The 25,923-nt window shown below is 49.2% G+C and carries 29 protein-coding genes and 1 tRNA gene; 15 read left to right on the forward strand and 15 right to left on the reverse strand.

What is annotated here, in order from left to right:
• Nucleotides 1-14 precede the first annotated feature (14 nt).
• Nucleotides 15-1,043, reverse strand: coding sequence for a nucleoside recognition domain-containing protein (locus ACSHWX_RS04085; RefSeq protein WP_435666913.1), 1,029 nt, complete (start codon nt 1,041-1,043; stop codon nt 15-17).
• 119 nt (nt 1,044-1,162) lie between these two features.
• Between ACSHWX_RS04085 and ACSHWX_RS04090 the strand changes: the two genes are divergently transcribed.
• The 3 genes from ACSHWX_RS04090 (at nt 1,163) to ACSHWX_RS04100 (ending at nt 5,007) form a co-directional block, all read left to right on the forward strand.
• A complete protein-coding gene (locus ACSHWX_RS04090) occupies nt 1,163-1,615 on the forward strand; it encodes an Lrp/AsnC family transcriptional regulator (RefSeq protein ID WP_435666914.1) in 453 nt (150 codons plus the stop codon).
• Between the two features lie 193 nt (nt 1,616-1,808).
• On the forward strand, nt 1,809-3,437 hold the full coding sequence (locus tag ACSHWX_RS04095) for a BCCT family transporter (protein WP_435666915.1): 1,629 nt from the start codon (nt 1,809-1,811) through the stop codon (nt 3,435-3,437).
• A 190-nt stretch (nt 3,438-3,627) separates the two neighbouring features.
• Complete coding sequence (locus ACSHWX_RS04100; protein WP_435666916.1) at nt 3,628-5,007, forward strand: MFS transporter; 1,380 nt, start codon at nt 3,628-3,630, stop codon at nt 5,005-5,007.
• Nucleotides 5,008-5,016: 9 nt separating this feature from the next.
• Here the strand turns inward: ACSHWX_RS04100 and ACSHWX_RS04105 are convergent, their stop codons facing one another.
• Entirely contained in the window at nt 5,017-5,568 is a 552-nt protein-coding gene (locus tag ACSHWX_RS04105; protein WP_435666917.1) for an RBBP9/YdeN family alpha/beta hydrolase, read from the reverse strand.
• A 104-nt stretch (nt 5,569-5,672) separates the two neighbouring features.
• Between ACSHWX_RS04105 and ACSHWX_RS04110 the strand changes: the two genes are divergently transcribed.
• Both ACSHWX_RS04110 and ACSHWX_RS04115 read left to right on the forward strand, forming a co-directional pair.
• Nucleotides 5,673-6,011, forward strand: a complete 339-nt coding sequence (locus ACSHWX_RS04110; protein WP_435666918.1) for an ArsR/SmtB family transcription factor — start codon at nt 5,673-5,675, stop codon at nt 6,009-6,011.
• The gene (locus ACSHWX_RS04115) at nt 6,004-6,450 is read left to right on the forward strand and encodes an SRPBCC domain-containing protein (protein WP_435666919.1); all 447 of its coding nucleotides are present in this window, start codon (nt 6,004-6,006) and stop codon (nt 6,448-6,450) included. The genes ACSHWX_RS04110 and ACSHWX_RS04115 overlap by 8 nt, the downstream gene beginning before the upstream one ends.
• On the opposite strand, the gene ACSHWX_RS04120 is transcribed toward ACSHWX_RS04115, so the two are convergent.
• The 4 genes from ACSHWX_RS04120 to rpe form a co-directional block, all read right to left on the reverse strand.
• Nucleotides 6,447-7,331, reverse strand: coding sequence for an EamA family transporter (locus tag ACSHWX_RS04120; protein ID WP_435666920.1), 885 nt, complete (start codon nt 7,329-7,331; stop codon nt 6,447-6,449). The genes ACSHWX_RS04115 and ACSHWX_RS04120 overlap by 4 nt on opposite strands.
• A gap of 152 nt (nt 7,332-7,483) precedes the next feature.
• Complete coding sequence (purB, locus tag ACSHWX_RS04125) at nt 7,484-8,791, reverse strand: adenylosuccinate lyase (protein WP_435666921.1); 1,308 nt, start codon at nt 8,789-8,791, stop codon at nt 7,484-7,486.
• Nucleotides 8,788-9,963 carry an MFS transporter gene (locus ACSHWX_RS04130; protein ID WP_435666922.1) on the reverse strand — a complete coding sequence of 392 codons (1,176 nt, stop codon included), beginning with the start codon at nt 9,961-9,963 and terminating at the stop codon, nt 8,788-8,790. The genes purB and ACSHWX_RS04130 overlap by 4 nt, the downstream gene beginning before the upstream one ends.
• Nucleotides 9,964-9,973: 10 nt before the next feature.
• Nucleotides 9,974-10,654, reverse strand: a complete 681-nt coding sequence (gene rpe, locus ACSHWX_RS04135; protein WP_435666923.1) for a ribulose-phosphate 3-epimerase — start codon at nt 10,652-10,654, stop codon at nt 9,974-9,976.
• Nucleotides 10,655-10,868: 214 nt separating this feature from the next.
• On the opposite strand from rpe, the gene ACSHWX_RS04140 reads away from it, so the two are divergent.
• Both ACSHWX_RS04140 and ACSHWX_RS04145 read left to right on the forward strand, forming a co-directional pair.
• Nucleotides 10,869-11,606: a cytochrome c biogenesis CcdA family protein gene (locus ACSHWX_RS04140; RefSeq protein WP_435666924.1), complete on the forward strand. Its 738-nt coding sequence runs from the start codon at nt 10,869-10,871 to the stop codon at nt 11,604-11,606.
• A 113-nt stretch (nt 11,607-11,719) separates the two neighbouring features.
• Nucleotides 11,720-12,925 carry a GNAT family N-acetyltransferase gene (locus ACSHWX_RS04145; RefSeq protein ID WP_435666925.1) on the forward strand — a complete coding sequence of 402 codons (1,206 nt, stop codon included), beginning with the start codon at nt 11,720-11,722 and terminating at the stop codon, nt 12,923-12,925.
• A gap of 4 nt (nt 12,926-12,929) precedes the next feature.
• Here ACSHWX_RS04145 and radC read toward each other — a convergent pair whose 3' ends face one another.
• The 3 genes from radC to sfsA are packed head-to-tail and all read right to left on the reverse strand — an operon-like array spanning nt 12,930 to nt 15,230.
• A complete protein-coding gene (radC, locus tag ACSHWX_RS04150) occupies nt 12,930-13,661 on the reverse strand; it encodes a RadC family protein (protein WP_435666926.1) in 732 nt (243 codons plus the stop codon).
• Nucleotides 13,658-14,491: a type I methionyl aminopeptidase gene (gene map, locus ACSHWX_RS04155; protein ID WP_435666927.1), complete on the reverse strand. Its 834-nt coding sequence runs from the start codon at nt 14,489-14,491 to the stop codon at nt 13,658-13,660. The genes radC and map overlap by 4 nt, the downstream gene beginning before the upstream one ends.
• Nucleotides 14,492-14,519: 28 nt before the next feature.
• Nucleotides 14,520-15,230: a DNA/RNA nuclease SfsA gene (sfsA, locus tag ACSHWX_RS04160; protein ID WP_435666928.1), complete on the reverse strand. Its 711-nt coding sequence runs from the start codon at nt 15,228-15,230 to the stop codon at nt 14,520-14,522.
• Nucleotides 15,231-15,320: 90 nt separating this feature from the next.
• On the opposite strand from sfsA, the gene ACSHWX_RS04165 reads away from it, so the two are divergent.
• Entirely contained in the window at nt 15,321-16,079 is a 759-nt protein-coding gene (locus ACSHWX_RS04165; protein WP_435666929.1) for a competence/damage-inducible protein A, read from the forward strand.
• 11 nt (nt 16,080-16,090) lie between these two features.
• Nucleotides 16,091-16,594, forward strand: coding sequence for a xanthine phosphoribosyltransferase (gpt, locus tag ACSHWX_RS04170; protein ID WP_435666930.1), 504 nt, complete (start codon nt 16,091-16,093; stop codon nt 16,592-16,594).
• Between the two features lie 59 nt (nt 16,595-16,653).
• Here the strand turns inward: gpt and ACSHWX_RS04175 are convergent, their stop codons facing one another.
• A complete protein-coding gene (locus ACSHWX_RS04175; protein ID WP_435666931.1) occupies nt 16,654-16,887 on the reverse strand; it encodes a hypothetical protein in 234 nt (77 codons plus the stop codon).
• 65 nt (nt 16,888-16,952) lie between these two features.
• Nucleotides 16,953-17,039: transfer RNA gene (locus ACSHWX_RS04180), tRNA-Leu, on the reverse strand.
• 191 nt (nt 17,040-17,230) lie between these two features.
• Here ACSHWX_RS04180 and ACSHWX_RS04185 point away from each other — a divergent pair.
• Both ACSHWX_RS04185 and ACSHWX_RS04190 read left to right on the forward strand, forming a co-directional pair.
• The gene (locus ACSHWX_RS04185; RefSeq protein WP_435666932.1) at nt 17,231-18,667 is read left to right on the forward strand and encodes a mannose-1-phosphate guanylyltransferase/mannose-6-phosphate isomerase; all 1,437 of its coding nucleotides are present in this window, start codon (nt 17,231-17,233) and stop codon (nt 18,665-18,667) included.
• A gap of 175 nt (nt 18,668-18,842) precedes the next feature.
• The gene (locus ACSHWX_RS04190) at nt 18,843-19,769 is read left to right on the forward strand and encodes an ornithine cyclodeaminase family protein (RefSeq protein ID WP_435666933.1); all 927 of its coding nucleotides are present in this window, start codon (nt 18,843-18,845) and stop codon (nt 19,767-19,769) included.
• Nucleotides 19,770-19,777: 8 nt separating this feature from the next.
• On the opposite strand, the gene ACSHWX_RS04195 is transcribed toward ACSHWX_RS04190, so the two are convergent.
• The 3 genes from ACSHWX_RS04195 to ACSHWX_RS04205 form a co-directional block, all read right to left on the reverse strand.
• Complete coding sequence (locus tag ACSHWX_RS04195) at nt 19,778-21,034, reverse strand: TCR/Tet family MFS transporter (RefSeq protein ID WP_435666934.1); 1,257 nt, start codon at nt 21,032-21,034, stop codon at nt 19,778-19,780.
• Between the two features lie 186 nt (nt 21,035-21,220).
• On the reverse strand, nt 21,221-22,423 hold the full coding sequence (locus ACSHWX_RS04200) for an FAD-dependent monooxygenase (protein WP_435666935.1): 1,203 nt from the start codon (nt 22,421-22,423) through the stop codon (nt 21,221-21,223).
• Between the two features lie 14 nt (nt 22,424-22,437).
• The gene (locus tag ACSHWX_RS04205) at nt 22,438-22,683 is read right to left on the reverse strand and encodes a zinc-finger domain-containing protein (protein WP_435666936.1); all 246 of its coding nucleotides are present in this window, start codon (nt 22,681-22,683) and stop codon (nt 22,438-22,440) included.
• 163 nt (nt 22,684-22,846) lie between these two features.
• Here ACSHWX_RS04205 and ACSHWX_RS04210 point away from each other — a divergent pair, with 163 nt between their 5' ends.
• The 4 genes from ACSHWX_RS04210 (at nt 22,847) to ACSHWX_RS04225 (ending at nt 25,159) form a co-directional block, all read left to right on the forward strand.
• Nucleotides 22,847-23,605, forward strand: a complete 759-nt coding sequence (locus ACSHWX_RS04210; RefSeq protein ID WP_435666937.1) for an alpha/beta fold hydrolase — start codon at nt 22,847-22,849, stop codon at nt 23,603-23,605.
• A gap of 67 nt (nt 23,606-23,672) precedes the next feature.
• The gene (gene cysE / locus ACSHWX_RS04215; RefSeq protein ID WP_435666938.1) at nt 23,673-24,506 is read left to right on the forward strand and encodes a serine O-acetyltransferase; all 834 of its coding nucleotides are present in this window, start codon (nt 23,673-23,675) and stop codon (nt 24,504-24,506) included.
• Nucleotide 24,507: 1 nt separating this feature from the next.
• Nucleotides 24,508-24,852 (forward strand): hypothetical protein, encoded by a 345-nt coding sequence (locus tag ACSHWX_RS04220; protein WP_435666939.1) that lies wholly within the window; start codon nt 24,508-24,510, stop codon nt 24,850-24,852.
• A gap of 88 nt (nt 24,853-24,940) precedes the next feature.
• Nucleotides 24,941-25,159 carry a DUF3126 family protein gene (locus tag ACSHWX_RS04225; RefSeq protein WP_435666940.1) on the forward strand — a complete coding sequence of 73 codons (219 nt, stop codon included), beginning with the start codon at nt 24,941-24,943 and terminating at the stop codon, nt 25,157-25,159.
• Nucleotides 25,160-25,168: 9 nt separating this feature from the next.
• Here the strand turns inward: ACSHWX_RS04225 and ACSHWX_RS04230 are convergent, their stop codons facing one another.
• Nucleotides 25,169-25,828 (reverse strand): hypothetical protein, encoded by a 660-nt coding sequence (locus ACSHWX_RS04230; protein WP_435666941.1) that lies wholly within the window; start codon nt 25,826-25,828, stop codon nt 25,169-25,171.
• Nucleotides 25,829-25,923: the final 95 nt, after the last annotated feature.

The raw sequence follows: 25,923 nt of genomic DNA on the forward strand, positions 1-25,923 counted from the left end.
TGCTGATCGAGTTTTTAGGCCCCGTCTTTGGCGGGGCCTTTTTTGTGACTTGGTTGTAACTGCTCGTCCTTGCGTTGAAGCGTATTGTCTCTTTGCCTAAACATGCAGGTGAAGAACGTTTTGTCAGACACATGACGAAGCAGAATGGAAATTGCTGCAGTGGCGACGATGGCAAATACGAGCCGACCGGCAAGAACGCCATAAACATCAGCGCCAATTGATATCACGAGAATGGTGTCTTCAATTACGCTATGCGCGAAGCCCATGAACACACATGATAGAAATACCTGCCGTGGTGAGACGGTGCCCGACTGTGCTTCCCGGATGAGAAGGCCTGCGCCATAGGAAATTCCCAAAAACAATCCGACTGCGGTGAGATGCCCAGCTTCGCCTTTAATGCCAGCAATCCTTAAAAACGGCGAAAGTGACTTCATCAACAAGGCCAGCACGCCGGTTACTTTGAGGAGTTCGAGGCCCCAAGACAGTCCGACAAGGATGATAAGCATCCAGATCATGGTTTCCATAAGACCCCGGAAAAACTCGATCCAATCAGGTGTGGCGCTCATCGGAATCCAAGCCGGGTTAACTGGCGCTGACAACCAGCCTGTTGCGGCAAGGATATGGTGCAGCACGAAGGCGTAGATCAGGCCACCCAAGACGCGCAGCACTGTGGTTGTGATCATGCCTGGACCTGCCATCTGAATGATCTTTTGCTCCATAGGCAACCCATGGGCGAACAGGATGAGTGCCGAGAATACCGTTACATCCGCTCCAGACAGGGACGATACTGGAACGAGGGTGAAAATTATGGGAATGGCACCCCAAATGCCGACAAGCATTGCGGTCATCCAAACAAGGCCGAGTTCTGAGGGCAGCCCTACCAAATTCATGACGGGTGCAAAGGTGGGCGCTACGGCCTTGATCGCACCCATCCGCCACAAAAGTTCGGTTATGATCATGATTGGCACCATGACCCGCACGAGCATCCAATAGATTTCAAGTGATTGCTTTGTGTTGCGAAAGATCGTCGTCAAAATTGCCATTCGGGGCTCCGTTCGGGTTGCCTCAAACACCTATCCCGACCATGTTCGAATTTGTGGTCAAAGATTGCGCTTGTTTGCAATTTTATTGCAAGGCGACTGATTGCGGATATACTTGCAAAATGGATCGCATCGACCGGAAAATCTTAAATCTTATGCAGCGCGACGCTTCGCGCACCAATGTTGATATGGCGGATGAGGTTGGCTTGTCACCCTCGACTTGCTTGCGCCGTGTTCAGCGGTTGCACAAATCAGGCATAATCGAGCGAATTGTCGCGATCCTAAACCCCGTGAAGGCACAACGCTTGATCAAGGCCATGGTTACGGTGGAACTGAAATTGCACGGCGAACAGCATATGCGTCGTTTTTTAGACACGGCGGTCACGCAAGAGGCTGTTTCGCATGCCTATGCTGTTACCGGCGCAACGGATGTCGTTTTGATGCTTCGTTTGAAGGACATGGAAGAATTCGACGCGCTTTGTGACGATCTATTCCGCGATCAGAACAATGTTGCTCGCTTTTTCACGATGATCGTCATCCGGACCGCAAAAGAAGAAACAGCGATCCAGCTTTGAGTGCGAAGCAATCTTTGTATCTGTTTCAGTGGCGATCAAAATGATCGCTAAGTCGCCCTAACGGCCGCTCGGTTGCTTTTATAAGCTAGCCTGCTACCATGTTGCATAGCGGATACCCCGCAAAACAATAATTGAATCGCTAAATGAAAAGCCCGGCCTTAACGGGCTAAGGCCGATTCTGTGAGGAGAATTCTTGACTGATACACCTAACGACCAAAACGTGGATGTGCCTCATCCCGTTGAAACTGACTTTGAAATCGGGCAGGACAATGTGAGGCCATTTGGCTTTGATATCCACAATCCAGTCTTTGCCATTTCAAGTGTTGCCATCGTCGCCTTCGTTATCATCACGCTGATGTTGCAAGGCCAAGCCACCGAATTTTTTGGATGGCTGCGCCCATTCCTTACATCAACATTTGACTGGTTCTTCCTCAGCGCAGCGAACATATTTGTGCTTTTCTGCCTGTTCCTTATGGTTTCACCCATGGGCAAAATCCGTCTGGGCGGCAAAGAGGCGCGACCGGATTATAGCTATCTGGGTTGGTTCGCGATGCTGTTTGCTGCGGGCATGGGCATTGGCCTTATGTTCTTTGGTGTTTCAGAACCCATGTCGCATTTTGCCTCTTCCATTGGCGGAACAACAATGGAAGCTGGTAGTCGCGCCGACTGGGCACCGCTTGGCGGCGCAGCTGGTGATGCAATTGCCGCGCGTGATCTTGGTATGGCTGCAACCATTTTCCACTGGGGACTTCACCCATGGTCAATTTATGCCGTCGTCGCGCTTTCGTTAGCGTTCTTCAGCTTTAACAATGGCTTGCCGTTGACTTTGCGTTCCGCGTTTTACCCAATTTTGGGCGAGCGAGTGTGGGGCTGGCCGGGCCATGTCATCGATATCCTTGCGGTGTTCGCAACCTTGTTCGGTTTGGCGACTTCGCTTGGCTTCGGGACAGAGCAAGCATTGGCTGGTTTCAACTTCTTGTTTGGCTGGGGCACTGGTAATATTGCTAAGATCGTGCTCATTTCGATTATTACCGCATTGGCAACCATCTCAGTGATCCGTGGCCTTGATGGCGGGGTTAAGATCTTGTCTGAGATCAATATTGGCCTGGCTGTTCTATTGCTGTTGTTCATCATCATTGTTGGGCCGACGATGCTCATCATTGAAACGATCATCTCTGGTGGTATTGCGTACGCCCGCGAAATCATCCCGCTTTCTAATCCGTTCGGACGCGAAGATGCGAACTTCTCACAGGGCTGGACGGCGTTTTACTGGGCTTGGTGGATCTCCTGGTCACCATTTGTCGGCATGTTTATTGCGCGGGTTTCGCGGGGTCGCACAGTGCGTGAATTCCTAGCTTGTGTTATCATCATCCCGATGCTGGCCAGTGTTATTTGGATGGGTGCATTTGGTGGTACGGCTGTGTCGCAAGTGATGGCCGATGCTGCTGCCCCTGTGCTTGGTGTTGCGCAAGAGCTCAAGCTCTTCGTTATGCTTGAACAATTGCCGCTTGCTTCTGTGACGTCGCTATTGGGCATTATGCTCGTACTGGTGTTCTTTGTGACGTCGTCGGACTCCGGTTCGCTGGTTATCGACACGATCACAGCAGGTGGTAAGACTGGCGCGCCAGTTCCTCAACGTGTTTTCTGGTGTGTCTTTGAAGGTGTCGTCGCGGCAACACTGCTACTTGTGGGTGGTAAAAGTGCGCTTACTGGGTTGCAAGCAATGGCCGTTTCAACGGGCTTCCCGTTCACCATTGTGCTGTTAGCAATGTGCGTTAGCCTTTACCTTGGTATGCGCAGTTACGTTAAAGCAAAAATGTAAAACTCAGCGCGGCCCCTGTATTTCGGGGGCCGCGTTGCCAATCAGATGTACTAGCGTTGTTGCATCGTAAGTGCGGCATAGATTGCCTGTTCGGCCTACAAATTTCCTTTCGAGTATATTGCATTTCTTTTGCGTTTTGTTTTGCGCTGTGCTGACATCGCAAGAAACGTGAAGGTAGTTTGGGCGCTATATGGCGATCTTTCAAAATGTGACATTTAGAAAACTGTTCGGCGCCCAGTTGATTGCTCTGGCGGGCACTGGTCTGACCACCATTGCATTGGCCTTGCTGGCATTTGAAATCGCGGGAGATCGTGCCGGGTTGGTGTTGGGCACCGCGCTGGCAATCAAAATGATTGCCTATATATTTTTTGCGCCTGTTGTTGGTGGCCTCGTAAGGCCCGAGGGACGAAAACGGCTTTTGGTCATATTGGATTTGGCCCGTGCGGCCTGTGTGCTGTTTTTGCCATTCGTGGTGTTTGAGTGGCAGATTTATGTTTTGATCTTTGTGCTCAATGCTTGTTCGGCTGGATTTACCCCGACCTTTCAATCGATTATTCCTCAATTGTTTAAAGATGAGGAAGATTACACCAAGGCGCTGAGCATGGCGCGTTTGGCTTATGATTTGGAAAATCTATTAAGCCCGACAATTGCAGCAGCGCTGCTGTTGTTCGTGAGTTTTGACATTTTCTTTGTCGCGAATGCGGGTGCATTTGTCATTTCGGCTGGATTGGTGATGTCAGCAACTTTGCCGAAAATAATTGACATGCAAGACAAAGCCTTGAGTGTGAAAGACAAGATTTCCCAAGGTTTCAAAATTTACCGAAAGACGCCCCGCCTTCGGGGGATGTTGGCCATGTTTTTTGTGGTTTCCGCTGCTGGCGCAATGGTGATCGTCAATACGATTGTTTTGGTGCGTGTGCAGTTTGGTGGTGATGAGAGCATGGTTGCCATCGCGATGGGCGCGTTTGGGCTGGGCTCGCTTGTTGCGGCGCTTATGGTGCCACGATTGGTAAGCCGATTGGGTGATCAGGCAATTATGCGGCGTGGCGGATGGTTGCTGGGCATTATGCTTTTGCTTGGCGCGTATGTGGGCCAGTTCGAACTGCTACTTTTAACATGGTTTGTTTTGGGCATAGGCTATTCACTGGTGCAAACGCCCGCGGGGCGGGTGCTGCGACGTTCGGCAAACGACGAGGATTTACCAAAGCTTTTTGCCGCCCAGTTCACATTAAGCCACGCCTGTTGGTTGGTGAGTTATCCACTGGCCGGGTGGCTGGCGAACGAATTTGGTTTCCAATTTGCGTTTATGCTGTTTGCTGTGGTGTCCTTGGTGATGATGTTCTGGTCGCAGCAGACTTGGCAAACCGATGAGCCAACACAAATTCTGCATCAGCATGATGAGCTTTATCACGATCATTTGCACTATCACGGACCACACCATCAACATGTCCACGAGGGATGGGAGGGGCCGGAGCCCCACAAACATCCACACATGCATGAGGCGGTGCGCCACAGCCATACTTATGTAATTGATGGTCACCACACCCAATGGCCAGCACGCACCAATTAGCGCATCGGCTTAGATTTTTTTCATCAGGTTGGCGAATGCCATAAGGCCTTCGGGCCAAGGACCAAAACCAGCGCTTGGATTAACATGGCCGAGTTCGCCCGCATTGTTAAAGGCAGAGCCCCAAGCGGCTGCCATTTCTGCCGACGCTTCGACTTCGCAAAACGGATCGTTTGAAGATGCAATTAGCGTTGAGGGAAAAGGCAATGGATCGCGTGGAATTGGCGCAAAGCCCATGATTTGCTTTGGTATGCCTTTTTTGCGATCTAGGTCTGGCGCTGCGACAAGCAATGCACCGACAACTTTAGTGTCGACGAGCTTCTTAGCTGTATGGGCAATTGCAATATTGCCCAGAGAGTGGCCAACCAAAACAACTGGCCGGGTCGCCATCATGATGGCTTGCAAAATGTTTTCGACCCATTTGTCTTTATCTGGTTTGTTCCAGTTTTCCTGTTCGACAAATCGTGCATTAGCCATTTTTTGAACCCAACCATGTTGCCAATGGCCTTCGGGTGAACCCTGATATCCGGGGATGATCAATATGTCTGCTTCTGATATTTTCATACTGCCTTTGGTGCATAATTTGTGACACCTGCGCAAGCAAAATTGAGAATACACCAAACAGAAAGTTGCTTGACATATGCGTAAGTAAATACTAACGGTTAGTAATGACTTACGAATTAAACACAGAACAATCAAATCAAATGTGGATGGCCCTTGGTGATCCGACGCGTCGCACGATTTTTGAAATCGTGTCTGCAAAGCAGCAGGGCGTGCAAGAAATCGCGGACCGATTGCCGGTGACTAGGCCAGCGGTTTCCCAACACTTAAAACTGTTGGATGACGCAGGCTTGGTGTGTGGGAAAAAGGTTGGCCGTCAGCGAATTTATTCGGCCAACCCTCAAGCATTAGGTGAGTTGAGGAACTGGCTAGACCGTTATTGGACACAGACAATGCACAATTTTGCTGAAGCAGCAGACAAGGATGAGGAAAGTAAATATGATTGAACCCATAGTCGTTGATGTAACAACTAAAAAATCACCACACGAAGCATTTCAATTCTTTGTTGAGCAAATGCATAAATTTTGGCCTTTAGCTCATTCGATCGGCGATAACCCAAGGACTGGCCTTGTCATGGAATTGAAAGAAGGCGGCAGTTGGTATGAAGTTTGCGGTGAACAGCGCTGTGAGTGGGGACGTGTACTGAGCTTTGTACTAGGTAAAAGTATCTCGTTAGCTTGGCATCTGGATGCTGAATGGAATTTTGACCCAGACACATATACCGAGCTTTTGTTGACGTTCGAACCATCAGGGGATGGCTGTGCCGTTCGCCTTACCCATTCTGAGTTGGATCGATATGGGGAAACTGCACAGACCGTGCGCAGCGATCTTTCGGCACCAACTGGATGGCCAGATATTATGGGCTCATTCGCGCAAGTCGCCTAAGTACTTTTGTTGGCTCGGCGGGCAAAAATACGCCCACCAAATACATTGAGTAACAGACCCGCAAAAATAACCGCGCCGCCAATGATTGCGAGGGGAGACATTGTTTCCCCCAAAATCAAGAAGCCAGAAAGGATGCCGAAAATCGGCACCAGCAATGAAAATGGTGCCACTAGGCTTGCCGGATGCTTTTTGAGCAATTGGTTCCAAATTCCAAACCCGAAAATTGTTGCCGGGTAGGCGAGGAATATTATCGCGCCTGTGCCGATCAATGTCGGGTTGGTAAAGGTGTTTAAAATGGCGGTTTGATCTTCGACCAACCACGACATGGCAAACAAAGGAATTGGCGGCACCAAGCTGGTCCAAATGACAAAACTGAACATGTCGATTTGCCCAGCCTTTTTAGCGATGATGTTCGAAATGCCCCAAAACAGCGCGCCAATGATCAGCATTGTAAACGGAACCAGCTGTGCGTTGGCCGCTTGCTCGCTGCCCATGATCGCAATGCCCAAAAATGCAATAATTGCGCCTACAATCTGCCAAGGTTTGGGCACTTCTTTTAGGACAACGAATGCAATGCCGATGGTGAAGAACGCCTGAAGCTGCATGGCGACTGACGACAGTGACGCGCTCATACCCAGCTTTATGGCGAAGAACAACAGCCCAAACTGAATGGCCCCTAAGCACAGGCCATAGGCGATTATGGAGCGCAAATTCGTGGCTGGTTTTTTGACGAAAAACACGAGGGGGATTGCGGCAAACAAAAACCGTAAACCGGTAAGGAATAGGGGCGGGACCTCCTGCACACCCAATTTTATCGCAACAAAATTCAGTCCCCAAATTGCGACAACAAGTGTGGCAAGAAAAACGTCGCGTGCGGGCAAGTTTCATTCCTTCAACTGGGATTTAAAAGAGTTAGGCGTTGCAACACAGGATTCGTCAAGCAAATTGCGTAGCGTGAGAACGGGCGCAATTTGGGCGCAAAAAAACCGCCACACCAAGGTGTGACGGTCATATTGGTTCGTGCCTACTTAGTTTAAGCTTCGCCGAATACCCGTGTGAAAATCGTGTCCACATGTTTCATGTGATAGGCATCGTCGAACATATCGTCGATCTGTGCGTCTGTAAGTGATGCAGAAACGTCTTCGTCAGCTTTTAGGAAGGCAGCGAATTCGCCTTCGCCGCGCCAAACTTTCATCGCGTTGCGCTGGACGGCGCTATAGCTGTCTTCACGCGACATGCCAGCTTGGGTGAGGGCCAACAATACACGCTGTGAGTTGTGCAAACCGCCAAGCTTGTCCATGTTCGCTTTCATGGTTTCTGGATAAACCAGCAGGTTTTCAATGACGTTGGTTAGGCGCACGAGCGCGAAGTCAAGCGTCACTGTCGCGTCTGGGCCGATCATCCGCTCAACGGAAGAATGCGAGATGTCGCGCTCGTGCCAAAGGGCAACGTTTTCCATTGCTGGAGTGACGGCCATACGAACGATCCGCGCCAACCCGGTCAGATTTTCCGTTAGAATTGGATTGCGTTTATGGGGCATGGCTGACGAGCCTTTTTGTCCCTTAGAGAAGAACTCTTCGGCTTCCAAAACTTCGGTGCGTTGGAGATGACGCACTTCAACCGCTAGGCGTTCAATTGACGACGCAACCACGCCCAGTGTGGCGAAATACATGGCGTGGCGATCACGCGGGATCACTTGGGTTGAAACAGGCTCGGCAGACAATCCCATTTGCTCCGCCACATATTCTTCAACGCTTGGGTCGATATTGGCGAATGTGCCGATGGCACCGGAGATCGCACATGTTGAGATTTCTTCACGGGCATTGATCAAGCGCTTTTTGCAACGATCAAACTCAGCATATGCTTGGGCCAGCTTAATGCCAAAAGTTGTTGGCTCTGCGTGAATGCCATGGCTGCGGCCAATGGTGATGGTCATTTTATGCTCGAAGGCGCGTTTTTTAAGGGCGGCGAGCAGCTTGTCCATGTCCTCAAGCAACAAGTCAGTTGCCTTGACCAGCTGAACATTAAAGCATGTGTCCAGCACATCCGACGATGTCATGCCTTGGTGAACGAAACGGGCCTCTGGGCCAACGATTTCCGCTAGGTGGGTCAGGAATGCGATGACGTCATGTTTGACTTCGCGCTCGATCTCGTCGATCCGATCCACATCGAACTGCGCGTCTTTGCCTTTTGCCCAGATGACGTCCGCCGCCTCTTGCGGCACCACGCCTTGTTTGACTTGGGCGCTGGCGGCATGGGCTTCAATATCAAACCAAATTTTGAACTTTGATTCAGGTGACCAAATATCAGTCATTTGCTTGCGGGAATAGCGAGGGATCATGATGCAGGGCTTTCGTTTGTCGGCGTGGATGGATTTGGTTTCAATGAGAAGGCTAAGAGAGCGCTGAGCATTAGCGCTGGACCCAGAACAAGCAGGCCAACGCGGATGTTCGTGTATTCCGCGATGAAGCCGATGCTGATAGGGCCGACCAAAAAGCCGGTGAGGGCTAAAAATGTTAGGGTTGCGACATTGCTCGCAACTGAGCGCCCTGGTGCATTTGCGGCGGCGCTAACGGCAAGCGGGAAGGCAAGCGATGCGCCCAAGCCGATCATGCCAAAACCGATAAAGGCAACAAATATGTTGGGCGAGAAATATACTGTCGCGACACCAGCTAGCCCAACAAATGCCAACCCAAAAGCAAGTTTTTCTGTGCTGAGGATTTTACGCAGTCGGTCACCTGACAAGCGGGTAACAGCAACAATAAGTGTGAAGACAGTAAGGGCGAGGCCGGAAAGCCCTGGCCCTGCATTTTGCGCGTCGCGCATAAAAATAGCAGCCCAATCGGCAACCGCACCTTCAACCAGCGTTGTGCCAAATGTAAATGCACATATCGCCAGCAATATAGGGTGCGGCATTGCAAAGCCTGTGCGCTTCTCTGATTTTACTGGCTTTTGATGGTTGGGAATCGATAATTTGTTTATTGCAAAATATGCTGTGGGTAAAAACAAAATGGTCAGTCCAACATTGACGATGAGCGGATCGACAGCCAGCGTCGCCGCGCCAGCACCGATTAGGGTCCCCGCCATAAGGCCGAAGCTCCACAAGCCATGTGCCTTGCTCATCACCAATTTATCGTGATGCTTTTCGACCTGATCTGCAGAAATATTCATGCCCAATTCAAGAATTGAAATGCTTGAACCAAACGCCGCCAAGGCGACGGCGAGCGTGAATTGGCTTGGGGCGAGAAACGGCAAAAACATCGCAATAAAAAACAATGGGTAGAATATTGCCATTGTCTTTTTTGCCCCCAACGCATCGCCGATTTTACCGGCAAACAGCAACACAAAAAGTGTGCCAACGGGCGCGCCGATCAAAGACATGGCCAGCTCAGCGGGGCTAAGCATCAGCTTTTCCTGAACTTCAGGAATACGGGGCAGCCATGCGCCCAGAATGATGGGTTGGGTAAAAAAGATGAAATAGAGCGCGTTGCGCGTTGTGTTCGCGATCGTCAATTTAATGTCCTTACGCGCGGCCTTTATTCGCCGCGTTTCGAATTGCTTCAATGCGCGGACCATAAGTGGACGGGACATTTCCTTTATAGACCGATGATCCTGCGACAAGCACATTTGCACCGGCTGCTGCGATTTGTTCAGCATTGTCCTCAGTTACACCGCCATCAACTTCAATGTCAATTGGACGGTTGCCGACCAACGCCTTTGCTTGGCGAAGTTTTTCAAGCGTTTGGGGAATGAAAGCTTGGCCGCCAAATCCGGGGTTTACGCTCATCAAGACAATCAAGTCGATACGGTCAAGCACGTTCTCGATGGCTGAAACCGGGGTCGCTGGATTAAGCGCCACACCTGCTTTTTTGCCAAGATTGCGGATGGCCTGTAACGAGCGATCTAGATGAGGGCCTGCTTCGGCATGAACAGAGATGGCGTCTGCACCAGCCTTGGCAAATGCTTCCAGATACATATCTGTTGGCGCGATCATCAAATGAACGTCGAAGAACTTTTTGGTGACGGGGCGAATGGCATCAATAACGATTGGACCGAATGAAATGTTAGGTACAAAATGGCCATCCATAATGTCGATATGAACCCAATCACATCCCGCATCGTCAATTGCTTTTACCTCATCGCCAAGGCGTGCAAAGTCAGCTGAAAGGATGGAAGGGGCGATCTTGATGGGCAAGTCGGTCATCGCTTAGGTCCAGTTCTTAACGGGGTTTGTTCGGCGCGAGTTAGCACATGTTTTTGGTGCTGCCAATTGCTCCAATGGCCAAACAGAGGCCAATCGGCCTCAAAACAGTTAAAATTGATGATTCTCAACAAGATTCACATTCGCTTGAGTGCGACAGTGAGGTGGTTGCCTGTATAGAATTGATGATGCATTACAGGGTTGGAATGGAGTTCTTATGATTTCTCTTAGTATACCTGTTATTTTTGGTGCTGGCGTTCTCAGCTTTTTGTCGCCTTGTGTGTTGCCGCTGGTGCCCCCTTATCTCAGCTATATGGGCGGCACGACATTTGAGGAATTACGCAAAGAAGGAAGCACCGGCAGCGCTGTTTGGTGGCGCACGGTTTTGACGTCTCTTTTCTTCATTCTTGGCTTTTCAACCATATTTGTCGGGTTGGGCGCGACGGCGACGCTGTTTGGCGAGCTTTTGCGTTCGTCATTAACGTGGCTCACCTCGCTCGCTGGCATCGCGATTATCGTGATGGGGTTGCATTTTCTTGGGCTCTTTAGGCTCCCATTTCTTTATCGCCAAGCCCGGTTTGAAGGCCCATCAAAGGCATCTGGACCGCTTGGTGGCTATCTGCTTGGCCTGGCATTCGCGCTGGGGTGGACCCCATGTATTGGCCCAATTCTGGCAGCGATTTTGCCGGTTGCTGCAAATTCAGAAACCGCATGGCAAGGGGCTGGCCTATTGGCTGTCTATTCGCTTGGGTTGGGTGTGCCATTCTTTTTGGCTGCTTTAGCCGTGCGACCGTTCATGAATTTCTTCGCAAAGTTCAAGAAAAACCTTGGTTTAGTCGAAAAAATTATGGGTGGATTTTTGGTGGTCACCGGCATTCTGTTTTTAACTGGCGATTTTACCCGCATCAGTTTTTGGCTGCTGGAGACGTTCCCGATACTGCAGAATTTTGGTTAGTATTAACCCTATATCGTATTGGTCGAACCATTCATCACGAAGTTTGCTAGAGTTTGTGTTGTTTTTAATGTTTATTTTGCAAGGTTGCCCCAGATTATTCGTGGAGCAGAAATTTGATTTTGGCCGAGACCCGCAACCAGTTGAATTCTGATGTGATGCCAGAGGGGCAACTTTCAGTGTGGAAACCGATGTTTACTGTCACTTCAGACATAAATGACGTCGAGCCGCAATGGCGTGCGTTGGAGCGGTTTGGTTTGCAATCGCCTGGTCAGAGCTTTGATTTTGTCCGTTCATGGATTGAGCAACACGAAATCCCCAAACAAAAACAGTTTTTCGTTACAGCCTATTTTGACAAACAACCATTTGTCGTGCTGCCTCTTTTGGTTACACGTCGTCTTGGTGCTACGGTATTGACATGGTTTGTTGGCTCGCATGTGGCGTGTAACGCACCATTGATCAACCAACCGATAATGGCGAAATTGAGCGACGAAAAACGCCAGCGCTTTTGGCGAGAATTGTTGCAAGCATTGCCACCTTCTGATGCGGTTTACCTACCCGGCATTCCGACCGGTGAAAAAGTGGAATTTGAAGCGTTTGAAGGGCAGGGCAATAAGCCTGTTTGTGATTACGTTTACCGGTCGAAATTTGAAGGTTGGGAAGAAGCGGATAAATCACAACGGGATCGTAAGCGCCGTCGACGGGACAAACAACACCGCCAAAAGTTAGACGCTTTGGGCGAAGTTAAGCTGGTTAAGTTGGAAAAACCTGCTGAGGTGAAACTTGCTCTGACGCAGATGTTTGAGCAAAAGCGCAAGCGTTTTGAACAGTTGGATATTGAAAATCCATTTGCCGACGAAACAGTTCGCAAGTCCTATTTTGACGTATTTAAGAAGGCGCGGTCGGTAACTCCAATTTTTTATGCGCTTTACCTTGATGATGAGCTTATCGCATCTCGATATTGCATTGCGCATGGCAAAGATTTGTTCATGTTGATTTCATCCATGAGTACCGACGAGGAAGTCATGGTGGGATCTCCCGGTAATCAATGTCTGCTTGAAATTTTGAAAAGCGAGCTGGATCAAGAAAACGGCTACACAATGGTGGATATCGGTGTTGGAGAGTCTGACGAGAAGCGACGCTGGTGCAACGAATTACAGCCTGTGTGCAATCGTTTTATTCCACGCACTGTCGTCGGATGGGGCTTTATGGCTTTGCAGACCGTCTTGCAAAAAACCAAATATGCGGTGAAAACCAACAAGACGCTATTTAACTTTTACAAATCCGTTCGCGGCATTTTACCCCCGATCTTGCGGACCTAATTGATCAAAAAAGCTTAAGGCCTCGCATTGAGGCATGACCGTCTTTAGCGATGATAATGTGGTCATGCACTGTGATGCCCAACGGCTTTGCGATTTCATCAATGGCGCGGGTCATTTGAATGTCGGCGCCTGATGGGGTCGGATCTCCAGATGGATGATTGTGTAACAATATCAGCGCAGTAGCGGAATGTTCTAAAGACCTTTTGATCACTTCACGCGGATATACTGGCGTGTGATCGACAGTGCCAACCTGCTGAACTTCGTCTGCGATTAGCTTGTTTTTCTTGTCGAGAAACAAAATCCGAAACTGTTCTTTGTCTTCATATGCCATTTGGGTGTGGCAATATTCCAGCAGTTCAGTCCACGATCCCAATGTTGGTCGTTCGGGCAGTTTTGATTTCGAGAAACGTTGCGCTGCGGCTTGGATCACTTTGAGGTCGACCACTGCGTTTGGCCCCAACCCATCGACTTCTTGCAACATTTGTGGCGAAGCTGACAGCACACCGGCAAAACTTCCAAACCGATCAATCAATGCTTTGGCGATTGGTTTCGTGTCGCGGCGCGGCAAAATACGGAACAACAAAAGCTCTAGTAGCTCGTAGTCTTGTAAGTCCTGTGCGCCTGAAGACTGAAACCGCGCCCGCAACCTGTCGCGATGGCCGTGATAATGCGGCTGCGGGCTTTCTGAAAACCCTTCAGTATTCTTCAAGCCCGATGGCTTTTGCCCATCATTCATTTGGTGCGGGCTTCCATTGGATTGAAAAGGCCATTTGGGCTTTGGGTGAAGATCTCACACCCATTTTCTGTAATGCCAATTGAATGCTCACATTGTGCTGAAAGTGTGCGGTCTCGCGTCACGGCGGTCCAGCCATCAGCTAGCACTTTAACGTGTTGACGTCCCAAATTGATCATCGGCTCAATGGTGAAAATCATGCCAGGTTTCAGTTCTGCGCCGCTGCCCGGGGTGCCGAAATGCAAAATGTTGGGCTCGTCATGGAACAGTCGGCCCAAACCATGTCCCACAAAATCGCGCACCACAGAAGTGCGTTCGCCCTCAGCATATTCCTGAATGGCCGCGCCGATATCGCCTGTCGTGTTGCCGGGTTTCGCCACAGCAAGTGCGCGGGCCAAACTTTCATAGGTCACTTCGATTAAGCGCTCCGCTTTGCGCGAAATATCGCCAATCGGGTACATACGGCTGGTGTCACCGTGCCAACCATCAACAATCAAGGTTATGTCGATATTGACGATGTCGCCGCCTTTAAGCTGCTTGCCGTTTGGAATGCCGTGGCACACCACATGGTTGATGCTGGTGCAAATTGAATGGCGATAGCCGCGATAATTCAACGTCGCTGGCACTGCGCCATTGTCTTTTGCAAACTCGTAGGCGATGCGATCTAGTTCTGCCGTTGTAACGCCGGGTTGGGCGTGTTCGTACATCAGATCAAGTGCCTGGGCTGCTAGGGCACCGGCTTTGCGCATACCTTCAAAACCTTCCTCAGTATGGAGGGGGATAATGCCCGGGGTGCGCTTTTGATTTGGTTTTGCTGTAGAATAGGTGACCATAGTTCTCTCAACTTAATTTGGGCGCAAATTAGCTTGTAGGCAACAAAATTGGAAGCCTTGATGAGATGCAAATTTCTTCAACATTTATGTCGCAATCATAACACAAAAATTCAACCCCTGCGTTTTGAGCTGCTAATGCTGCCGCAGCATATTTGGGTGCCAAATCGGGCGCGAAAGAAAACCGGTCACAATCTGTGCGTTGCACGAGATATAGATTGATCGCGCGATGACCTTGCTCCACCATATTTGACAATTCTTTCAAGTGCTTAACGCCGCGATCTGTTTCGCAGTCTGGAAATTGTGCCAACGCGTTTCCTAGCGACAAGTGGACATTTTTGACTTCCAAATATGTTTTATGTGTCGATTGCTCATCCAGCAAAAAATCCACCCGCGAGTTCTCTCCATATTTAACTTCGGCTTTAAAAGACGCATATTCACCCAATTCTGGGATCAGTTTGCTCTTGAGGGCTTCACCAATAATTTTGTTTGGGTAAGACGTATTGATGCCGACCAAGCCGGTTGGCAGTTCCACCAGTTCCAAAGAATATTGCAGTTTTCGTTTCGGGTTGTCAGATTTTGAAATGTAAACGGGTAAACCGGGCATATTCAATCCCAGCATCGCACCTGGGTTTGCGCAGTGGGCAGTGATCTCTTCACCAGTTTCAAGCGTAATGTCCGCAAGGAAACGCTTATAGCGCTTGATCAATGTGCCACGCAGCAGCGGAGTAGGTAAGCGCAAGTCAGGCCTCCAGACATTAGCCACAATTTAGATTAGGCTTGCAATTGTTGATTGGCTCGGCCATTCAGTCAAGCAAGGAATGGGATAAACATGAGCACAAATCAATCTGAAAAACGTGTAACAGCGGGAATGCTTGTTGTTGGCGACGAAATATTGTCCGGGCGTACGAAGGACCAAAATATTGGCACCGTGGCCGATTTTTGCGCCGAGATGAATATTGAATTGTGTGAAGCGCGAATCGTGGCGGATGAAATTGAAGAAATTGCCGACGCGATAAATGCGATGCGGGTGAAATATACGTACATATTCACCACTGGCGGCATTGGCCCCACCCATGACGACATTACCGCTGACGCTGTGGCGCATGCGTTTGGTGTCGAATTGAATGTTGATGACCACGCAATCAAGATGATGCAGGACCGATTTGCCGACTATCCTATGAACGAAGGACGTTTGCGCATGGCGCGCATACCTGAGGGCGGTGAGTTGATTGCAAATACGGTTTCAGGTGCGCCGGGCATCCACATGGAAAATGTGTTTGTGATGGCTGGTGTTCCAAAGATTATGCAAGGCATGTTGAACGCGATTGCGCCTAAACTTGAAACGGGAATTGAGGTCTTTAGCGCCTCCTGCGATTCTCAAGTTGGGGAAAGTTCGCTTTCAGAGCCACTTGCGGCATTGCAAAATGCTTACCCAACGGTCAAAATCGGCTCTTACCCTCAAATGGGGTTAGATAAATACATGACGCAAATTGTGTTGCGGTCTTCAGATGAAGCGCTTTTAGCTGAAGCGACACAAAAGGTGCGGGACATAATAGACGCGGCAACGCTGCAAAAACTAAAGATCTAAAGGGCTAAACCATGAGCGCACCGCAAAACAAATCCTTCCCCGTATCATGGGATCAATTCCATCGCGATTCGCGTGCGCTTGCTTGGCGTTTGAACGCTGAGGGGCCATTCGATGCCATCGTTTGCATCACCCGTGGCGGTTTGGTGCCAGCAGCGATTATTGCCCGCGAATTGGGCATTCGCGTTATCGAAAGCGTTTCCATTGCGTCTTACGACAATAAAGATCAGGGCGATCTTGTTGTTCTTAAGCGCATTGCCGACAACATCATTGCGCTGGATACCGGCGCAGACACCAAAGTTTTGATTGTCGACGATTTGGTTGACACGGGTAAAACCGGAAGGGCTGTTCGCGCAATGTTGCCCAATGCCCATTTCGCAACAGTTTATGCCAAGCCTTTGGCGCGTGATTTGGTGGATAGCTTTGTCACCGAAGTGTCCCAAGACACCTGGATCTATTTCCCATGGGACATGGATGTGTCTTACGCTCCGCCTATCAAGGACGGCGCTGACGACTAGGTATTGCGCTTATTGCGTGGGTTATGCGGCGAAATTTTGGTACGTTTCGCCCATAAACCCTACTCTAAATCCGGCACTTCACCTGACTTGAACAGTTCCACAGATTCACCATAGTCACCCATCATCGGGTCAGCCGATCTGGACCACGCGATAACACCATCATGGTCGTCTGCGATTTTCTTGGCTTTGGAGATTGCACTTCCTTCACTCGGCATTTGCATAGGATCAAACGCAGCAACAAGTTCGCCTTCTTCATTTTTATCAAAAGCGGCTAGTACGACTAAATTTGGCATAAGTCCTCACAGGTTGTCAGCAACTAGACGTGCAAAATGGTGGTTTGTCAAAGTATCTAGTGGTTTGGTGCGGACGACGGGACTTGAACCCGTAAGCCGATTAAGGCGAGGGATTTTAAGTCCCTTGTGTATACCAATTTCACCACGTCCGCATTTTGCATGATGCATGCAATAGGCGACGGTTTGTCATAAATTCATCACCATTTCAATGGCTAAGTTTGTTGAAACGGGTTGAAGTGCGTCGCGCAAATGTGGCCGCACCAACCTGTTATGATTTGATATTTGCAATGATGGGCAAAAAGCCTTATCTCGTAACTTTATTTTTGAACTTGGAGTGGCTTTGATGTCCGGTGAAGTAGGGCGCATTGTTCCGGTAATTATGGCAGGTGGTAAAGGGACACGGCTATGGCCGATTTCCCGTTCATCACGGCCAAAACAGTTTTTAAACCTTGCGGGCAGCGATAGCCTTTTTCAGCAAACGCTAAAACGTGTCAGCGACAGCGATAAATTTGCCGCGCCTGTGATCATCACCAATGCGGAATATCGTTTTCTAGTGGCCGAGCAGGCGCAGGAAATGGGCATGGAACTTGGCGCGATTTTGCTTGAACCGATTGCGCGCAACACTTCTGCGGCTATTCTAGCGGCGACCAAATATCTTGATCACATTGAGAGCGAAGACAAATTAATCTACGCACTTGCCTCCGATCATCGCATTATTGACGGCGAAAATTATCATGCTGCCGTTGAAGAAGCCGCTAAAGTGGCTGCGGCTGGTTATTTGGTGACCTTTGGGATCAAACCAACTGAACCGGCAACCGGTTATGGCTATATCGAACAAGGCGAAGCGTTGAGCGAAGGTGGTCACAAGGTCGCTAAGTTTGTGGAAAAACCTGATCTGGCAACTGCCGAACAGCTTGTGGCTGGTGGTCAGCATTTTTGGAATTCGGGCAGCTTTTTGTTTGACCGCGATGTGATGATTGCTGAATTTGAGGCCTTGGCCCCTGAAGTTGCGGCGGCAGTTGGCCCTGCGGTTGAGAATGCGGACAAGGATTTGGATTTTGTGCGTCTTAACGAAGCACATTTTGCCAAAGCCCCCGATATTTCAATCGACTATGCCATTTTTGAGAAAACAAAAAAGGCCGCTGTTGTACCAGCAGCGATCGAATGGTCTGACCTTGGCAGCTGGGACGCTGTGTGGAAAGCCAGCGATCAAGACAGCGAAGGCAATGTTGCTGTTGGCGACGTGATGCTGTCGAAAACCAAAAACTCGCTTGTTTATTCTGAGGTTGGCCAAGTCACCGTCAATGGACTTGATGATGTTGCGGTTATCGTTAGTGAAGACGCTGTTTTTGTTGGCGCTTTAAGTGACGCGCAAGAAGTTGGCAAGCTTGTTAAGGTGTTGCGCAGCGATGCACGCACCGCGCCGTTGACCGAAACGCACCGGACTTGCTACCGCCCTTGGGGAGGTTATTCTTCTTTAGTGGTTGGCAATCGTTTTCAGGTGAAACGCTTGTTTGTGAAGCCAGGTAAAAAGCTTTCATTGCAGAAGCATCATCACCGGTCCGAACATTGGGTTGTGGTAAGTGGTACTGCTGAAGTCACAATTGATGACAGCGTGCAAACTCTAAGCGAGAACCAATCAGTCTATATTCCGCTGGGCGCTGTGCATCGTTTGGAGAATAAGGGTAAAATTTTGCTTGAATTGGTTGAAGTTCAAACAGGTTCCTACTTGGGTGAAGATGATATTGTTCGCTTAGAAGACGAGTTTGGCCGCGCTTAGGCTTCTTCTCCAAAATTGTTTTTATGAAATTGATTTGGCCCGGCTGCTTTATACGCAGTCGGGCTTTTTAATTTAGTGGCCGGATAATGTATCCAAATCTGGCCTATTGCCCAAATGTGGCTTGCATTTAGGGACCGCTTGGTTTCGACTTAGACCAAGTTATGAGGAGCAGATCATGCACATCCCGTTCATTTCTATTGAAGATGTTGACGCCAAACTGAGTTGGAGCGACGTGGCGGACGCTATCTATGCTGGCCATCAAAATGCCAAGGCACGGTTAGGCGATCTTGCGCTGGAGCGCGGCGAACAATCCATGCTCAATCGTGCTGCATGGATCGACGGGCTCGGGCTGGCGCTCAAGTCAGTGACAATTTATCCTTCAAACGCGCAAAGAACGCCGCCAATGCCGACAATTGAGGCGGTTGTGGTGTTGTTTGATGATGAAACCGGTGCGATCAAAGCTTTGATTGACGGGCAGTTGGTGACGAAATGGAAAACGGCTGGCGACAGTGTTTTGGGTGCGCGATTGTTGGCGCGCAAGAATGCTAAATGCCTTTTGGTGGTCGGTTCCGGTATCGTTGCAGCTTCATTGGTCGATGCCTATCGCGAAGTTTTTCCAGAACTTGAAACCATCAAAATCTGGAGCCGAAATTTAGAGAATGCGAAAGCGTTGGCAGACCACAAGAATTGCGAAGTTGCTACAGATTTAGCCGTCGCTTTGGGGGAGGCTGACATTGTCACGTCTGCCACAATGGCACGCAGCCCTGTCATTTTGGGTGAATGGGTGCAAGCCGGAACCCATGTGGATTTAATCGGCGCGTTTCGCTTGGATATGCGCGAGGCGGACGATGAATTGTTGCGCAAGGGCCGCTTATTCGTCGATTCGCGCGAAACCACCATCCACGATATTGGCGAGTTGGCCATTCCGCTTGCCGATGGCGTAATCAGCGAAAGTGATGTGCTGGCGGACTATTATGATTTTGCGCAGAGCAAAGATGTTGGGCGCAAAACTGATGATGAGATTACAGTTTTCAAAAATGGTGGTGGCGCACATCTTGATTTGATGGTCGCCAATCTCATTTATGAAAAATGGTCAGCTTAAACAGCGCACTAGAGGTCTTTGTTGCCAAGCTTTGGTTTGCTTAAAAGACCTGCTCGAACCACTGCTTGCGAGAAGATAATAACGCCCACGATAATGGCTAGCCCTGAGGCGAAAAACGGAACGCCGGGGAAATACATCGGTGCGTTGGGGGAGTGGCTGAAATAGGCGAACAGTTGCGTCAAAACAATTGGCGCAACGAACGCGGTCATGGAATTAATGGCATTTACCCCGCCTTGCAATTCACCTTGCGCGTTGTCTGTAACGCCGTTCGACATGATGCCGTTTAGGCTGGGCACGACGAGGCCGCCAAGGGCGCCAGGCACCAAAAATGCGTACAGCGCAATGGTCGTATCAACGAATGCCAAACCGAAATAGCCAATCATTGCAAAACACAGTCCAAATGCGACGGACCATGTTTCGCCAAACCATTTTATCGCTGGCCGGATGAGAATGGCTTGAACAACGACAAACATGACACCAAAGGCAGAAACAGAAAGGCCGATTTGGCCGCTTGTCCAGCTGAAGCGTTCTTTCGCAAAGAAACTCCAAATGCTTTGGTATGATTGTAGCGCGAACGAAAAGCACATTAGGACAGCCAAGAAGGAAAGGATGTAAGGAAATTTCTTGAGAGAAATCAGCATTCCCAATGGGTTAGCGCGTTTGGCGTCAAACCGACGGCGCTTGCGCATACCCAAGCTTTCAGGAAGGATGAAGTACCCATAAACGAAGTTCAGGAAGGCAATTCCAGCTGCGGCAAAGAAGGGCACTCGGGTGCCGATTTCGCCAAGTTGGCCACCGATCGCCGGGCCAATGATAAACCCCGCTCCAAACGCTGCGCCGATAAGGCCGAAATTTTGGGCTCGTTTTTCTTTTTCCGAAATGTCAGCGATATAGGCCGTAGCGGTGGAGACCGCTGCGCCCATAATGCCGGCGACGATGCGACCGATGAAAAGCCACATAATGGTCGGTGCAAACCCCATCAATAAGTAATCAAGGGTTAGGCCAAACAGGGAGGCGAGGAGAATTGGGCGGCGGCCAAATCGATCAGATAGGTTGCCCAAGATTGGTGAAAATATGAATTGCATCAACGCGTAAGCAGCAATCAAGAACCCACCATATGCAGCGGCGCTTGATACTTTTTCGGCTGTCAGTTCTTCCAACAAATCAGGCAAAACCGGAACGATGATCCCAAGGCCCAAAATATCGATAAACACAGTGACCAAAATAAAGATCAGCGCCAGGCGGGGGTTTTTCACACCAGTCATTATCGTCCAAATTCGTCTTTGATTATCGTCGCAATTGACACGCCCGATATGGGAATAGCAAGTGCTTTGTTTAAGGGGTAAATTGAAACTAAAGCATGAATGTATCGGGATTGTATCGCGTTTGTGCTGAAACGTTCCGCGACAATTACGGTACAAAACGATACTAAATAGGACAAAAGTCCGCTTTTATGAAGTTGGACCCACCATGCCTTCGAACGGGTCGTGCTTATAAATCCAGTCAAGTCGCTTCAAATGTGCATCGGCATTTTTGCCTGACACGACGAAGTCTCTACCCCAACTTAGGGGTGGGGATAAATGGAAGATGTAAGCATTTTTTTGCGACACGTCTTGAATTGCGTCGGCGCGCGGTTTGCGCAGGGATTGCCATTTTTCAAAAGCGGTTTTGTTGTCCGCATCGGACGCAAAAATTGCAGCGAGTAAAGCTGCATCTTCAATTGCCATTGCGGCGCCTTGCGCTTGAAAAGGCAGCATCGCGTGGGCTGCATCTCCCAAAATTGCGACATTGCCTTTATACCAAGTTGAAGTCTTCACGCTAAACAGGGGCCAAGCGGTCCATGGATCAGAAATTGATTCTAAAATTCGTGCTAAGATGCTGTTTTTACGTAACGATTTGTTGCTAATTTCTGGCGTGTCGCTGTCTTCAAGCGGCAACGAAAACTCAGTGAATAGCGCGACGTTGAACTGCTTACGTTCGGCCAGCGGGTAGACGACCATGTGGTAGTCTGGTCCCCAGAAAAGCGACGAGCGTTCTGTGGAAACAATTTTGCTCAGTTGATCAAAGTCAGCCATTGCGCGCCAAGCGACATAGCCAGAATATTGCGGACGCTTGCCCCCTAGCATATCGATGCGCGTGTGGGACCGAACACCATCTGCGCCAATGTGGGCGCGGGCTGTAACGGGGTAGGGTGAATGGCCCTCTCGTTCGATGATGACCGACACGCCATCACCAATATCTTCAACCCGCGTGTTGGTCACGCCGAATAAGACTTCGATATTGGGGAAGCTCTTGGTAGCTTTGTAAAGCTGTTGGGCTAGATCTGCGCGGTGCATGACAGCGTAGGGCGTACCGTCATATCGATCAGCGGCAAACTTGCCCAATGTAACCTCAGCAATTGGGTTTGGCTTGCCGTGGCTATAAATATCAATGCCAGCGGGCTCAAAGCTCTTTTCGCCGATTAGCTCACTCAGGCCCAAGGCATTAAGAGCACGCCGAGCGTTGGGGCTGATTTGCAACCCGGCACCAAATTCTGAAATTTCTGACTGTTGCTCAGCGACGACCACACGAAAACCGAATTTGGCCAGCGCGATGGCCAATGTCAGCCCGGCAATGCCAGCCCCATTAATTGAAATTGCTTTATTGGGGCTCATTTAGTCCTCGTTTTCTATGCCTTCTGAGCGTCGAAAACGGCTTCTTTAGGAGAAGAAGCTGCGGCGCCAAGATTACCATTATGGATGTAATGTGTTGAGCAGTAAGGGCATACGATGTCATTATCTTGGCCCATATCCAAAAAGATGTGGGGATGATCGAATGGTGGCAGTGCGCCAACACATTTGAACTCTTTGGACCCAATTTCGATTTTTTGGATGCCCATTGCGTTGTGATAATGTGGTGTTGTGCCGTGTGCCATATTGCTCTCGTTTTTTCAAAAATGGTCTCGTGACAGGAAGAGGGAACTAGATCCGAACTCAATGCCTTTAACAGCGTATACCTGTTGTGGATCAAGATGACAATTTGCCAAAACACATTTTGCTGATATTGAGCCCCCTAAATGCAACTAAATAGAGGCCAAAATGCCGCACTTTCAATCTGAAGGCTACGAAATCGCTTATTCTATCTATGGTGAGGGCCCTACAATCTTGTTGGTCCACGGCTTTGGGTCGAACGGCAAAATCAACTGGGTTGATACGGGATGGACTGAAGAATTGGTCAGTGCAGGGTATCGCGTTGTCACGATTGATAATCGCGGTCACGGCAAGTCCGAAAAGATATATGATTCTGAGGCTTATCCCTCGAGCGAGATGGCCAAAGATTCGGTAAATCTGATCAAGTTTTTGGGCGTCAAAGATGTTGCGATTATGGGATATTCCATGGGCGCGCGAATTTGTGCCTATGTCAGCATGACCGCACCGGAACTGGTCAAATGCGCCGTGTTCGGCGGTTTGGGCGAAAACATGACAGTTGGCATGTCTTCTTCTGGTGTTATTGTTGAAGCGCTTATGGCCCCTCGACTTGAAGACGTAACCGACAAAACAGGGCGGATGTTTCGGGTCTTTGCTGATCACACAAAAAGCGACCGCAAAGCGCTGGCCGCCTGTATGGGCTCATCGCGTCAAAAAATCACCGAAGCTGAAGTCAGCGCCATTCAAATGCCAGTTCTTGTTGCCGTCGGTAGCGAAGATGAAGTTGGTGGCAGGCCAGAGCCGTTGGCGGCGTTGATGAAGAACGGTGAGGCTTTCGTAATAGAAGGTCGTGATCACATGCGCGCGACCGGGGATAAACAGTTTAAGAAAGCTGTGCTATCGTTCTTTGAACAGCATTACGCCGTTTAGTTGAGCGGAATATAGATTTGGGCACAATCACGCCTATATAGAGTTGAGACGGATTTGGAGACCAGCGATGGCCGAAACAATTTTGCAATCACAAAAACCAACAATTGTTGACCCGATTTGGAATGCAATTTGCGGTGACGCAGAGAAAATGATGGCCAATGAGCCAGCTTTTTCTGGTTTTGTTATCGCCAACGTTCTCAACCACGAGCGGGTTGAAGAGGCAATTGTCTATAGAACGTCTGAATTGCTGGACCATCGTGATATGCCTGCCGCAATTATTCGGCGTGCATTTTTTGATGTTCTGCGCGAGAAGCCTGAAGTTGTGGAAGCCATTCGCTCTGACTTGGCCGCTACACTTGAGCGTGACCCGGCATGCAATCGTTTGATCGATCCAGTGTTGTTTTTCAAAGGCTTCCAGGCCATTCAGACTTATCGTTTTGCCCATGCGCTTTGGCATTCGGGTAGGCGAGATTTCGCGCGATATCTGCAAAGTCGAGCGTCGCAGGTTTTCCAGGTTGATATTCACCCGGCTGCAAAAATTGGTCGCGGCATTATGGTGGATCACGCAACGGGATTGGTGATCGGCGAGACGGCTCGAGTGGGTAACGATGTATCACTCTTGCATGCGGTAACCCTTGGTGGAACGGGCAAAGAAGATGGCAACCGCCACCCAAAAATCGGGTGTGGCGTGATGATTGGTGCTGGTGCGAAGATTTTGGGCAACATTTCTATTGGCGATTGCGCGCGCGTTGCTGCGGGTTCAGTAGTTCTAAAGGATGTGCCTGCTAAGACGACTGTAGCTGGGGTTCCTGCAAAGGTTGTGGGAGAAGCCGGTTGTGCTCAACCTGCATCCAGAATGGACCAGATGATTGTCGATGATAGCCCAAGCCAAAAAGACTGAATTGTCAGCCAGCCAACAGGACATGTTGGCGCAAATTTGGCAGCGTGAAGAAGCGTTGCAAACTGCAAGTTCGGATCTTACCAATTGTGCCTTAGCTACCGACTTTGTCAGCTTTGATGCAAGAGGTAGCACTTTAGCCAGAGCTGAATATTGTGCTGATTTGGTTACAACAAAAAAGCAGAACATTGTGCGTTTGTGGGGCTATTTCGGATCGAATGATAGCTGTTGTTTAGCGTATAACCGCACCGATAATCACGGTAATGAGAATGTGTGCTTGGTGCTTTGGATCGAGCGAGATGGGGAATGGCGCAAGGCATTTCACCAAGAGAATCAAAAATTCAGCTAAGATGGGGAAAACCAATCTAGCGGTTGAGCGAAGGCGCGATCTTGATAGGTTCGCCTGTAATGTTTAACGCCAAAAGCGGTGGTCAAAAATGACAAAAGAAGAAATTGAAAATCTAACGAAATATTTGCGGGCCAAATTCGCCAATCCGGCGTTTGAAGTTCGTGTGCGGCCGAAAAAGACTGATTCTGCTGAGGTTTATCTGGGCGAAGAGTTTATCGGTGTGATGTATTTGGATGAAGACGAAGGCGAGCGTTCGTTTAATTTCCAAATGGCAATTCTTGATATTGATCTAGAAGAATACGCATAAAGACCGGCTTTAGGGGCGTTTGTTTAGCAGGTTTAGCTTTTCGCTAATTGCTGCTGAGAATGTGCGCCACTGGGGCATCAGGCCTTGTTCAAATTTTATAAGCGCGGACACGCGCTTATTGACCAATATAGTTGTAATGCAATTCTTGCTTTTCAGCTGAGCATTGCCTTCATTGAGGCACTTTGCGACAAATGGTCTAGCGCTTAGCGCATCATACCAAATTTCCTCATCTTCAAATCCGGCTTCATCTTTCAGTTTTTTGATGATGAGCCCATAGGATTGCCCCGATGCGGCATTGTCGAATTTATGAATGTACAGCGTATCCAACAAATAGGCACTGGGCGCGGCTTTAGAGCTTGGCAATAATGTCACGCTGATTTGGTGTTCTACGCCATCAAGCCTGATGGGAATTTCCATATCTACAGAACTGAATACGGTTTCATCGGGACCAAAGTTGGTCAGCATCCATTGACTTGGCGCTTGCATTTCGGCCGCCGCAATTGAAAACGAAATTTCTGTATTTGCCTGATTGTCGGATTTGGCGGATTTTTTTTCAAAATATTCCATGACATATACGATCAAAATACCTGCAAGAGCCAAAACCACCATCATTCCTAAGATGTTGGAAAATAGTGAGTTTTTAGATTTTTGGTTGCTCTGATTTGGCATTTTTTCCCGATTTGGCGTGTTAACCATTCTCATGAGTCGTACGTGACAAATGATAGACGCAGAAATATGTTTAACAAAACGTAAACATCGAGCGA

The sequence above is a fragment of the Maritalea sp. genome (genome assembly GCF_051251695.1).
Lineage (GTDB): Bacteria > Pseudomonadota > Alphaproteobacteria > Rhizobiales > Devosiaceae > Maritalea.

Coding starts and splice junctions, on each gene's coding strand:
- ACSHWX_RS04175 (WP_435666931.1), bottom strand. CDS start 16,887: ATGCCAAATTTAGTCGTACTAGCCGCTTTTGATAAAAATGAAGAAGGC.
- ACSHWX_RS04195 (WP_435666934.1), bottom strand. CDS start 21,034: ATGACTGGTGTGAAAAACCCCCGCCTGGCGCTGATCTTTATTTTGGTC.
- radC (WP_435666926.1), bottom strand. CDS start 13,661: ATGAATGATGGGCAAAAGCCATCGGGCTTGAAGAATACTGAAGGGTTT.
- cysE (WP_435666938.1), top strand. CDS start 23,673: ATGGCCGAAACAATTTTGCAATCACAAAAACCAACAATTGTTGACCCG.
- ACSHWX_RS04185 (WP_435666932.1), top strand. CDS start 17,231: ATGTCCGGTGAAGTAGGGCGCATTGTTCCGGTAATTATGGCAGGTGGT.
- ACSHWX_RS04200 (WP_435666935.1), bottom strand. CDS start 22,423: ATGAGCCCCAATAAAGCAATTTCAATTAATGGGGCTGGCATTGCCGGG.
- ACSHWX_RS04100 (WP_435666916.1), top strand. CDS start 3,628: ATGGCGATCTTTCAAAATGTGACATTTAGAAAACTGTTCGGCGCCCAG.
- ACSHWX_RS04210 (WP_435666937.1), top strand. CDS start 22,847: ATGCCGCACTTTCAATCTGAAGGCTACGAAATCGCTTATTCTATCTAT.
- ACSHWX_RS04165 (WP_435666929.1), top strand. CDS start 15,321: ATGAGCACAAATCAATCTGAAAAACGTGTAACAGCGGGAATGCTTGTT.
- ACSHWX_RS04115 (WP_435666919.1), top strand. CDS start 6,004: ATGATTGAACCCATAGTCGTTGATGTAACAACTAAAAAATCACCACAC.
- gpt (WP_435666930.1), top strand. CDS start 16,091: ATGAGCGCACCGCAAAACAAATCCTTCCCCGTATCATGGGATCAATTC.
- ACSHWX_RS04205 (WP_435666936.1), bottom strand. CDS start 22,683: ATGGCACACGGCACAACACCACATTATCACAACGCAATGGGCATCCAA.
- ACSHWX_RS04110 (WP_435666918.1), top strand. CDS start 5,673: ATGACTTACGAATTAAACACAGAACAATCAAATCAAATGTGGATGGCC.
- map (WP_435666927.1), bottom strand. CDS start 14,491: ATGGTCACCTATTCTACAGCAAAACCAAATCAAAAGCGCACCCCGGGC.
- rpe (WP_435666923.1), bottom strand. CDS start 10,654: ATGACCGACTTGCCCATCAAGATCGCCCCTTCCATCCTTTCAGCTGAC.
- ACSHWX_RS04190 (WP_435666933.1), top strand. CDS start 18,843: ATGCACATCCCGTTCATTTCTATTGAAGATGTTGACGCCAAACTGAGT.
- ACSHWX_RS04085 (WP_435666913.1), bottom strand. CDS start 1,043: ATGGCAATTTTGACGACGATCTTTCGCAACACAAAGCAATCACTTGAA.
- ACSHWX_RS04225 (WP_435666940.1), top strand. CDS start 24,941: ATGACAAAAGAAGAAATTGAAAATCTAACGAAATATTTGCGGGCCAAA.
- ACSHWX_RS04105 (WP_435666917.1), bottom strand. CDS start 5,568: ATGAAAATATCAGAAGCAGACATATTGATCATCCCCGGATATCAGGGT.
- ACSHWX_RS04090 (WP_435666914.1), top strand. CDS start 1,163: ATGGATCGCATCGACCGGAAAATCTTAAATCTTATGCAGCGCGACGCT.
- ACSHWX_RS04230 (WP_435666941.1), bottom strand. CDS start 25,828: ATGCCAAATCAGAGCAACCAAAAATCTAAAAACTCACTATTTTCCAAC.
- purB (WP_435666921.1), bottom strand. CDS start 8,791: ATGATCCCTCGCTATTCCCGCAAGCAAATGACTGATATTTGGTCACCT.
- ACSHWX_RS04140 (WP_435666924.1), top strand. CDS start 10,869: ATGATTTCTCTTAGTATACCTGTTATTTTTGGTGCTGGCGTTCTCAGC.